The 11035-nt window shown below is 47.2% G+C and carries 9 protein-coding genes; 2 read left to right on the forward strand and 7 right to left on the reverse strand.

Going from position 1 to position 11035, the window contains the following annotated elements; genetic code table 11:
* Nucleotides 1-147: 147 nt before the first annotated feature.
* From AC1RR2_RS09865 to AC1RR2_RS09895, 7 genes are all read right to left on the reverse strand, one after another.
* Nucleotides 148-1476, reverse strand: a complete 1329-nt coding sequence (locus AC1RR2_RS09865; protein ID WP_493222081.1) for a hypothetical protein — start codon at nucleotides 1474-1476, stop codon at nucleotides 148-150.
* A 128-nt stretch (nucleotides 1477-1604) separates the two neighbouring features.
* The gene (locus AC1RR2_RS09870; RefSeq protein WP_493222082.1) at nucleotides 1605-2057 is read right to left on the reverse strand and encodes a hemerythrin domain-containing protein; all 453 of its coding nucleotides are present in this window, start codon (nucleotides 2055-2057) and stop codon (nucleotides 1605-1607) included.
* Nucleotides 2058-2235: 178 nt separating this feature from the next.
* Nucleotides 2236-2979 (reverse strand): peptidylprolyl isomerase, encoded by a 744-nt coding sequence (locus tag AC1RR2_RS09875; protein ID WP_493222083.1) that lies wholly within the window; start codon nucleotides 2977-2979, stop codon nucleotides 2236-2238.
* 147 nt (nucleotides 2980-3126) lie between these two features.
* The gene (gene narI, locus AC1RR2_RS09880) at nucleotides 3127-3810 is read right to left on the reverse strand and encodes a respiratory nitrate reductase subunit gamma (protein ID WP_493222084.1); all 684 of its coding nucleotides are present in this window, start codon (nucleotides 3808-3810) and stop codon (nucleotides 3127-3129) included.
* Between the two features lie 18 nt (nucleotides 3811-3828).
* Nucleotides 3829-4515, reverse strand: a complete 687-nt coding sequence (gene narJ, locus AC1RR2_RS09885; RefSeq protein WP_493222085.1) for a nitrate reductase molybdenum cofactor assembly chaperone — start codon at nucleotides 4513-4515, stop codon at nucleotides 3829-3831.
* Nucleotides 4516-4660: 145 nt separating this feature from the next.
* Entirely contained in the window at nucleotides 4661-6214 is a 1554-nt protein-coding gene (gene narH, locus AC1RR2_RS09890; RefSeq protein ID WP_493222086.1) for a nitrate reductase subunit beta, read from the reverse strand.
* Nucleotides 6211-9948 (reverse strand): nitrate reductase subunit alpha, encoded by a 3738-nt coding sequence (locus AC1RR2_RS09895; protein ID WP_493222087.1) that lies wholly within the window; start codon nucleotides 9946-9948, stop codon nucleotides 6211-6213. The genes narH and AC1RR2_RS09895 overlap by 4 nt, the downstream gene beginning before the upstream one ends.
* 310 nt (nucleotides 9949-10258) lie before the next feature.
* Here AC1RR2_RS09895 and AC1RR2_RS09900 point away from each other — a divergent pair, with 310 nt between their 5' ends.
* Complete coding sequence (locus AC1RR2_RS09900) at nucleotides 10259-10561, forward strand: type II toxin-antitoxin system HigB family toxin (protein ID WP_493222088.1); 303 nt, start codon at nucleotides 10259-10261, stop codon at nucleotides 10559-10561.
* Nucleotides 10562-10573: 12 nt separating this feature from the next.
* A complete protein-coding gene (locus AC1RR2_RS09905; RefSeq protein WP_493222089.1) occupies nucleotides 10574-10936 on the forward strand; it encodes a helix-turn-helix domain-containing protein in 363 nt (120 codons plus the stop codon).
* Nucleotides 10937-11035 lie beyond the last annotated feature (99 nt).

The following is an 11035-nucleotide window of genomic DNA, read 5'->3' on the forward strand; positions in this document are numbered from 1 at the left end:
GGGCTTTAGCTCACAAACTATAGCAGACAAAGTGCTGCGCAAGGCATTAAATGCTTGCCTGTTGGTAAATTATTTCAGTTATACAAGTCCTCACTTTTCCCAAGCCAAGATCCAAATAGCGCGAACAAACAGGCACTCTCGCTTGATTTATAGCAGTATCTTCCTTTCCTCCCCTGACTGATCTCTTAAGCTCTGCAACAATTCGTGGCGATAAGAAAATAAACTCATTAGCAAGAATGTTGCCAACATGGCCTGCGAAATCGCAAAACTAAGGCCTGCAATTAGTTTTAATAGCTCGGGTGAGATAGGGATCAGCAATAAACAAAACAGGCTGAAAATAAGCGTCCATGCCTGCCAACGTAAGCGCTGTGGCGGCAATATGACTTGCATGCTGGGTACACGCTTGCCCATAGGAATTTGGCGACGTAAATGTAAGAAAACCAAGAAGGGAATAATTTTTCCCAACATTGCATTGACTGGCATCACGGCTCCGCCGACCAGACAAAGCACCCCTATCCACCACGGCAATAGCGGCCCCCAATTGGCTGCAAGCCTATTTTCGAGATGGGTAAGTAGAAGCAAAAGCACAGCAGCAAGACCCCAACTAGCAGCACAAAACAGCCACAGAATCCAAGCTGGATCAAAGCGTCGTTTTGCTTGCCATAATGCGCGAATCCCTGTCAGCGCCAACACACCGACCAACAATGACAAAGCAGAAATTAACAATGTCGAAACGGTATCCGATAGAGGCAGACATAAAATCAATAGACCAAGCCAAATATCCCACGGCAAGCGTCGATGCCAAGTCCAGCTTGGGCGGCGTGTTTGCCAGAACATCGGTACCACCGTTGAAGCTACACCGAGCACCAGACAGGCAATCCAGCCGACCAAGCCCCATGCCAGGTGTAATCGTAAAACATAGGCGATATCGACTTGCCACCAGCCTGAAAACGCACCGGCTAATACCACACCCAGCCCTATCACCATGAATATGGCTAAGGCAATCCCGCGCAAGGTTTTCAATGTCGCATCAGGATGAGAAGGTAAAACCATATGCCAGGCCGCGTGTGCTAACGATAAGACAATAGCGCCATACAAGATGATGGCAAGCCATGCAGCAACCGAAAATCCCACTCTATTCCCAGCTAAAAAACCCACACTCAGGCCGGCGGCAATGACAGCCGACCCTAGCGCGACAAAGGGCGCAATCCATTTCGCGGGCCGCACCACTTGCCCAGCGACCACGGGAAATAATTGAAACAGCGCGCCAACCATGATAGGTGCCAACATGCCTAAGACTAAGACATGGGTTAGGGCTAGAACTAAGGGTGAATAGCGGTCAGGTAGTCCGGCGGCGGGACCGAATGCCAGTAAAAGTCCGGCAGCGACACCCAACCATGGCGCAGGTAACAAACAACCGAAAATGGTTGCAGGCGATGGGGCTAGTTCGTAGTTGAGGATTTTTGGGGGAGACATCGCTTTACGAGCTGTCTTGAAGATTCGTAGCTTGGTGCTGAGCAAAGCGAAGTCCGACATGATTCAAATCGGAACGACCACATCGTTGTGCTTCGCTGCGCTCAGTGACCATTGCCAAAGTCTATGTTTTACGCTGCGCAAGAACAGGCGCCGCCGCAACCACCCAGACCTAACACAGACATCAAGTTCGGCACACTACCGCCACACATAGGGTAAAGGATATTCTCTTCCTTCACATTATGCTGTTGGATCAATACATTCAAGGTGTCTATCGTCGCTAAGGCTGATTCGACTTGCCCTTGTTCGATTTCTTCCATAGCCTGATCGCGCAATTGACGAATTTCTGCATGTTCACCGCGCATCACTACGGTAGGGCCATTCGTCATGCCTGTAGCTTTTTCAAACGCAGGAAACAGGCGTTCTTCTTCCAGGCGAAAATGGTGCTCCAATTGCTCATCGAATAAACGGAAATTTCTACCCGCCGATGCCAGGTCCGCTTTATGTAAAGCGGCTTCAACACGATTTAACTGATCGTCACATTCTTGGTGTTGTTTCACCAGACTCATCATTGCTTGCGACATGATTCTCTCCTACTTGAATTAAAGAGCTTTGCCGCAGAGGCGCAGAGGACGCAGAGTTTTTTTACATACATTCTCATTACTTAAATTTCATAGCGCTAAAAAAAGCTGAGAATGGTCGAAATAAGTTCGAACCCAACAAGACATCTCTGCGTACTCTGCGCCTCTGCGGCAAAAAAAACTACTGCACCAAAGGCGACTCAGCACCCTCAAGTTCGATACCGCTGATCTTGGCTTGTCCCACCATTAATTGCAGATATTGACGCATCGCATGATCATGACTTGCTCTTTGCATGGCATCGGCGATCTTGCTTTCTACCTGTTCGAATGGGAGTAATTTTCCCGCCAATTTGCGACCTAATTGCACGATGTGCAGACCGAATCGGGTCTCAACCAAACGCGGCACTATCTTGTGTTCTTCTGCTGAAAAAATGACTTTCTCAAATTCAGGAACCGTGTCACCACGTGTCAGTTGTCCTAGATTGCCGCCGACTTCACTCGATGGGCAATTTGAATTTGCTTTTGCCATCGCGGCAAAGTTCGCAGGATTGTCCAATAAGTCTTGCAACACGATTTCTGCATGCTTACGCAAATTATCTAAATCGAGAGCTGGTGTCACTTGGAACAAAATGTGGTTTGCTTCAACCAATTCGCCTACCGTAAAGCGTTGCGGATGGGCTTGATAATGGCGCAGACATTCTTCTGAACTAGGCTTAGGAACGACCACTTCGCGTACCAATAAGGCTTCAATTTTGTCTTCATCATTGCCTGACAAACCCAATTCATTCGCTTTATCCAATAAGACGCGACGCAAGACCAAAGCGGTCATCGCACTTTTCATAGGATCAGCAGCACCTTGATGCTCTGGCAGTTCTTTTTCCATCTCAGCATCGCTGAGTTCGTAACCATTAACTATGACGGGCATGATTGCCTCCTAAAAATTTTAAGCTGGCATTTTGATTCATTGTCGCTCCTGCGCAGGCAGGAGCCCAGTGTCTTTCGTTGACCAACTGACGCCACTGGATTCCTGCCTGTGCAGGAATGACAGTCAAAAAATTGACACCAGATTCAATCAACGTGGGCGAACAAGTTGCCACGCACGACTTAAATAACCAACCGATGCGAAACCACTCCACACGTGGACCAGACGAGTGAATGGGAAGATCACAAACAAACTCAAGCCCATAAACAAGTGCGCCTTGAACAAGAATGGTGCAGTCACGATGTAACTGGCAGCATCACCTTTGAAGGTCACGATATGTTGCGCCCAAGTCATTAACAAGACCATCATGTGGCCATCTCTGTGCTCCATAGATTCAAAGATCGTTGACAAACCTAAGCCCAAGGTAATGAAGATCCACAACAACAAGACTTTGTCACCGGTTTTAGTCACTGCGGAGATACGTGCATCGGTAAAACGACGGTGCATCAAAATCAGCAAACCAAGCATACACAGAGAACCAAACACACCGCCCATAACGATCGCGATCATTTGTTTAAAGCCGTGTGACACACCCAAGGTATCCCACACGATAACTGGCGTCAGCAAACCCACCATGTGACCGAAGAACAAACCGAGTACGCCGATGTGGAACAAAATATTACCAACACGCAGATTACCGGCATGCAGCATTTGGGAAGAATCACTCTTCCACGTGTACTGCTCGCGCTCAAAACGTGCCAAGCTGCCGAACAAGAAAATCGCCAGAGCGATGTAGGGATAAATCCCGTAGATAAATTGATGTAAGTAGTCCATCACTGACTCCCAAAAAGTTTAATTTGCAGCTGCTTGATTCGCAGCCTTGGGTTGACGTGGATAAAAGTTCACCGCCTGCGCACCACCAGATGCACCACTGGATGAGCACGACAGTCCTGGCCTCAACAATGGTTCAACACCATCTGCGCCCGGACCAAAGGTTTCCATTGCATCGTCCATGTCGCGCACTGGTGGTTCGCCTTGCTCTTGCGGAACCACATCGGTGAACGATGTCAACAGTAAAAACGCATTCGCATACGGGCTATCTTTACGTTGCAGACGAATACCGATAGCGGCTAAAACGTGAATGGCTTCACCGAGTAATTTCTCTGCGGTTTCTGCATCGACCAGGCTTAAAAATTCCAAGAACAACGGCACATAATCCGGCAGTTCACTCGCTTCGGGTTCAAAACCATAACGACGATATTCCGAAATTAAATCTACCATTGCCTGACCACGATCACGGCTTTCACCATGAATGTGTTCAAACAAATGCAAGGCAACGGAAGGAGTACGATCGAAGGTACCCACATAGTTTTCTTGGACGCTGATCAGGCTACTATCTTGCAAATAATTGAGCAAGGGCTGCACGGCTTCCAAAGTCTCTGGATCAGCAGCTAACTCAGCACGAATCTCTGGCAAAGCAGTGATCAGATCAGCCTGCGGGTAACTCAGTAGTGCGGATAAAATGCGATAAATTTGCATACAATTTCCTTTTTTAAAACCTCTCAACACAGAGGCACAGAGACACAGAGAACAGCATGAGTAAAACTCTCATTTGCTTTCCTCCGTTTTTCCTCTGTGCCTCGTAAAGACATGCCTTTACCTCTTTGTTTAGTGGTTTTGAATTTTATTCAGTCGTCGACAATTTCTTGCGCGACTTAGGCATATCCACAAAAATCACACTACCTTGCGGCTTCTTACCAAACAAAGCGCCATCAGAAGTGCCACCTGAGCAACCATTGCCAAAGGTAAATCCACAACTACCTTTTTCGTTGAAACTATCTTCCACCATTTCTTTGTGTGAAGAAGGGATCACGAAGCGGTCTTCGTAGTTGGCAATCGCCATGGTTTGATACATGTCTTCGACTTGTAACGCCGTCAAACCAACTTGTTTCAAGACATCATGATCGAGTTCGCCATGTACGACTTCGGAACGCTTGTAAGCGCGCATTGCCAACATACGCTCTAAGGCTTTCAAGACTGGCTCTTCTTTACCAGCAGTCAAAAGATTTGCTAAGTAACGCACAGGAATCCGCAAAGATTTCACATCAGGAATAATGCCATTCATGCCCATGTGACCAGCTTCCGCCGCCTTTTGAATCGGTGACAAAGGTGGTACATACCAAACCATAGGCAGCGTGCGATATTCTGGATGCAGTGGGAAAGCAATCTTCCATTCCATCGCCATTTTGTAGACTGGCGATTTTTGTGCAGAAGTAATCCAGCTCTCAGGAATACCATGCTTGCGCGCTTCGGCAATAACTTCTGGATCATGCGGATCTAAGAAGCAATCCAATTGTGCTTGATACAAATCTTGCTCATTCGGCGTTGATGCAGCTGCTTCGATTTTATCGGCGTCATATAACAAGACGCCGAGGTAACGAATACGGCCTACGCAAGTTTCGGAACAGACAGTTGGCTGACCAGCTTCGATACGTGGATAGCAGAAAGTGCATTTCTCTGCTTTGCCGGAGCTCCAGTTGTAATAAATCTTTTTGTAAGGGCAACCAGAGATACACATACGCCAGCCGCGACACTTATCTTGATCGACCAAAACGATACCGTCATCTTCACGTTTGTAGATCGAGCCGGATGGGCAAGAAGCTACGCAGGCTGGATTCAAACAGTGTTCGCACAGGCGTGGCAAGTACATCATGAAAGTCGATTCGAAAGTGCTATACATTTCTTTTTGCACGCCTTCGAATAAAGCATCACGACTACGTGAGCTAAATTCGCCGCCTAAGTCATCTTCCCAGTTCGGACCCCAGACGATCTTGTCCATCTTCTTGCCAGTAATGACAGAGATAGGACGTGCCGTAGGTGGCGTCTGTGACAAGGGCGCATTTTGCAAGCGCTCATAGTCAAAGGTGAATGGCTCGTAGTAATCATCGATCGATGGCAAATTAGGATTGGCAAAAATATTCGCCAAGATGCGCAATTTACCGCCTTGCTTAGGCTCTAATTTACCTGCCTCATTACGATTCCAGCCGCCCTTCCACTTGGCTTGATTCTCCCATTCTTTAGGGTAACCGATACCAGGCTTGGTTTCGACGTTGTTGAACCAGGCATACTCAACACCATCGCGACTGGTCCAGACGTTTTTACAGGTCACAGAACAGGTGTGGCAACCAATACATTTATCCAGGTTCAACACCATGCCAACTTGTGCGCGAATTTTCATGACGCTGCTCCTTCTTCAGTCTCTTCCAACTTGCCTTCTAACCAGTCAACCTTTTTCATCTTACGCAAGACCACAAACTCGTCACGGTTACTACCTACGGTGCCGTAGTAGTTAAAGCCGTAAGCTTGCTGCGCATAACCACCGATCATGTGCGTAGGTTTCAATACTGCACGCGTGACCGAGTTATGAATACCGCCGCGTTTGCCGGACAATTCTGCACCCGGTGTATTCACGATTTTCTCCTGTGCGTGATACATCAAACACATACCTTTTGGCACACGCTGACTAACGACTACACGGGCTGTCAAAGTACCGTTGCTGTTAAACACTTCAACCCAATCGTTATCGACCAGACCGGCTTCTTTCGCTTCGATCTCCGATACCCATACGTGTGGACCACCACGAGAGAGTGTCAACATACGCAAGTTGTCAGAATAGGTTGAGTGAATACCCCATTTCTGATGCGGCGTGATGAAATTGAGGACAATCTCTTTCTCACCATTCGGATGCTTATTGAGCATAGGCGCCACCGTCTTAGTATCAATCGCTGGTTTGTAGACGCACAAACCTTCACCGAAATCGAGCATCCAGCGATGATCCTGGTAGAACTGTTGACGACCTGTGAGTGTGCGCCATGGGATCAATTCATGCACATTGGTGTAACCGGCGTTGTAGCTGACTTCTTCCGATTCCAAACCAGACCAAGTTGGTGCAGAAATAATCTTGCGTGGCTGTGCCTGTACATCACGGAAACGGATCTTGTCATGTTCACGACCCACTGCCAGATGGGTATGATCGCGACCGGTAATTTTGCCGAGTGCTTCCCATGCCTTAACAGAAACGTGACCATTGGTTTCTGGTGCAAAAGTCAAAATCATTTCGCAAGCATCAATTGCAGTTTCGAGACGTGGGCGACCTTTTGATACACCCTCTTCAGTCACCACTTTGGTGATGCCACCGATTTCATGCACTTCATGTTCAGTGTTCCAGTTAATACCTTTACCACCGTTACCAAGCTTGTCTAACAAAGGTCCTATCGACGTGAACTTTTTGTAGATCTCTTTGTAATTGCGTTCTACCACCACAAAGTTCGGTGCGGTCTTACCTGGGATCAAATCGCACTCGCCTTTTTTCCAATCTTTAGGCTCAAACGCTTGACCAAGTTCGCCCGGTGTATCGTGCATCAATGGCTGCAAGACGATGTCTTTGCGTGTACCCAGATACTCGCCACCGATTTCAGTAAATTTCTTGGCGATACCTTTATAGATTTCCCAGTCAGTTCTACTTTCCCACAAAGGCTGCACAGCTTCACTCAATGGGTGAATGAAAGGATGCATGTCAGAGGTATTGAGATCGTCTTTTTCATACCATGTTGCTGTTGGCAACACGATGTCGCCGTACAAGCAAGTGGTACTCATACGGAAGTCGAGCACCGTCAACAAATCCAATTTACCTTCGGCCGCTTCTTCACGGAATTTCACTTCCGATGGTTTAACCGCTTCATCTGGATCATCAAACAAGGCGTTTTGTGTACCGAGTAAATACTTCAAGAAATACTCATGACCTTTGCCTGAACTACCAAGAATATTCGAACGCCATACAAACATATTGCGTGGGAAATTCTTAGGATTATCTGGATCATCGCAGCTCATATTGACCGCGCCAGATTTCAAGCTTTGCTTCAAGTATTCTGCTGGCTCTAACCCTGCTGCTGCCGCTGCATCGCAGACGTCTAGCGGATTAGTTTCTAATTGCGGTGCCGATGGCAACCAACCGAGACGCTCGGACTTGGCATTCATATCGATCATGCTCATGTGACTGACTTTGGATTTATCCGCAGTCGGTGCGAGGATTTCATCGATATGCAATTTCTCATGACGCCACTGACTAGTGTGCGCGTAGAAGAAGCTCGTACCATTCATTTGACGTGGTGGACGTGTCCAGTCAGACGCAAATGCCAATGGTGCCCAGCCGAACTGTGGACGCAGCTTTTCTTGACCAACGTAATGCGCCCAACCACCACCAGATTGACCAACGCAACCGCACATCATGAGCATATTGATAATGCCGCGATAGATCATGTCGTTGTGGTACCAGTGATTCAAAGCAGCACCAACGATGACCATGCTCTTACCATGTGTATCGTGCGCATTTTGTGCGAATTCACGCGCAACTTGAATCACCAGATCACGTTTCACGCTCGTGTGTTTTTCTTGCCATGCTGGTGTGTATGGCACGTCGTCGTCATACGAAGTTGCTACTGCACCACCGAGACCTTGATCGACACCATAGTTCGCCATCGACAAATCATAGACAGTCGCGACTAAGATTTCAGAACCATCAGCCAGTTGCACTTTACGTGCAGGCACATTGCGCAACACCATATCGTTCGCATCTGCACCTCCGAAGTAGTTAAAGCCTACGCTCACTACTTGATCATGCTTAGCAAGCAAACTTAATTGCGGATCGATCTCACGACCTGAACCACCATCTTTTGGTTCCAGATTCCAACGACCGACTTTTTCGCCGTCATTGACTTTACCTTCACCCCAACGATAGCCGATAGAGCCATTTGGAGAAACGATCTCGCCTGTACTCTCATCAATCGCGAGTGTCTTCCAATCGCCGTTATTCGCTTCGTTCAAACCACCTGGCAATTGCGAAGCGCGCAGCATTTGATCTGGCACGAAGCAGCCATTGCGCTCAACCAAACGTACCAACATAGGCATGTCGGTATATTGTTTGACATAGCTGCGGAAGTAATCCGACTTACCGCCAAGATGGAATTCTTTGAGAATGACGTGACCCATGGCCATCGCCAAAGCAGCATCCGTACCTTGCTTAGGTGCCATCCAAATATCACCAAACTTCACCATCTCACCGAAGTCAGAAGAGACAGCCACCGTCTTGGTACCTTTGTAGCGAACTTCAGTATAGAAGTGGGCATCTGGTGTACGAGTTTGCGGTACGTTAGAACCCCAAACCATCAGGTAAGTGGAGTTATACCAATCGGCAGATTCTGGTACGTCAGTCTGTTCACCCCATACTTGCGGGCTGGCTGGTGGCAAATCGCAGTACCAGTCGTAGAAAGACAAGCAAGCGCCACCGATCAAAGACAGGTAACGTGCACCAGCAGCGTAAGACACCATGGACATCGCAGGAATTGGTGAAAAACCAATCACGCGGTCTGGACCGAATTTTTTGACGGTAAAAGCATTCGCTGCAGCAATAATTTCTTGCGCTGTATCCCAATCAGCACGTACAAAGCCACCAAGGCCACGTACTGATTTATAACGCTTAGCTTTGACCGGATCTTGGCTGATGGATTCCCATGCCTGAATCGGGCCCATGGTTTTACGGGCTTCTTGCCACATTTCCATCAAGCGACCGCGGATCATAGGATATTTCACGCGCTGTGCAGAGTATACATACCAGCTATACGAAGCACCACGAGGGCAACCACGTGGCTCGTGATTTGGCAAATCAGGGCGGGTACGTGGGTAATCGGTTTGTTGGGTTTCCCAAGTAATCAAACCGTTCTTGACATACACCTTCCACGAACAAGAACCAGTACAGTTCACACCATGAGTAGAACGCACGATCTTGTCATGCTGCCAGCGGCTGCGATACGCATTCTCCCACTGTCTATCCTCATCCACCACCGCACCATGTCCGTCAGAATAGGTGGATTTCACCTTAGACATGAACTTCAATCTATCCAGAAAATGACTCATCTCAAGCTCCTTGTTGTTTGAGATAGAGCGAACCTAATATTCACTCTACTTTGACATGATCAAAGTTTAGAGAGTTGAGCCGCCTACGCCCATTCTTCGGAGCGGTGTCTGAGGGCAAGCATTGGCACTAGGGTGGGATAGTTCTTTGGAACTAGGTGGGGGTTTGTGTTTTGATTTGACTCAAGATCAAATGTCATTGAATTTAACAGAGTAGAATTTTTTCACTTAGAACATATAAAAATGATAATATTAATTCATATTCAACCAAACAATTCTTGAAATAGTCCCAAGATGGGACTATTATTTATCTATGCGAATAATTTCACTATCCACCATTAAAGAATTTTGGGAGCACCATCCCGAGTATCTAGACGCCAAAGAACAATCGCTCGCTTGGTATCGTCACACTTTGAAAGCAGACTGGAGTTCACCGGCAATGGTAAAAGAAGATTTTAGCAATGCTAGTATTTTGCAAGACGGACGCGTCGTTTTCAATATCGCTGGCAATAAATATAGACTGATAACTTGGATTAATTACCCGTATCGCGTCGTGTACATACGGTTCATTGGCACGCACAAACAATATGACAAAATCGACGCACAAACAATTTAGCAGGAAAAAATCATGGAAATGACAATACGACCTATCCGCAATAAAGCGGATCACAAAGCCGCATTAAAAGAAATTGAAAATTTAATGTCGGCTAAATTCGGCACGCCAGAAGGCGATCGTTTGGATGTATTGGTAACACTGGTAGAAGCGTACGAAGCTAAACACTTCCCATTGGACTTACCCGATCCGGTTGAAGCGATCAAATTCAAAATGGAGCAATCAGGCTTGAGCGTGAAAGACCTCGAACCCATGATAGGGCGCAGCAATCGCGTTTATGAAATTCTGAACCACACGCGCCCCCTTACGCTGACCATGATACGACGCTTGCATGAGCAATTGGGAATACCTGTTGAGAGTTTGATTAAGACCTATTGATAGCAAACTTTGAAAATTAAAATTGGCGAATTCTAGGATGAAGTGCAATTTATGAACGGTACCGGTTGATGAGGGCAAGATGCGATAGCATTTGTGCCT

The sequence above is a fragment of the Undibacterium sp. GW821-FHT11H02 genome (assembly GCF_058808015.1).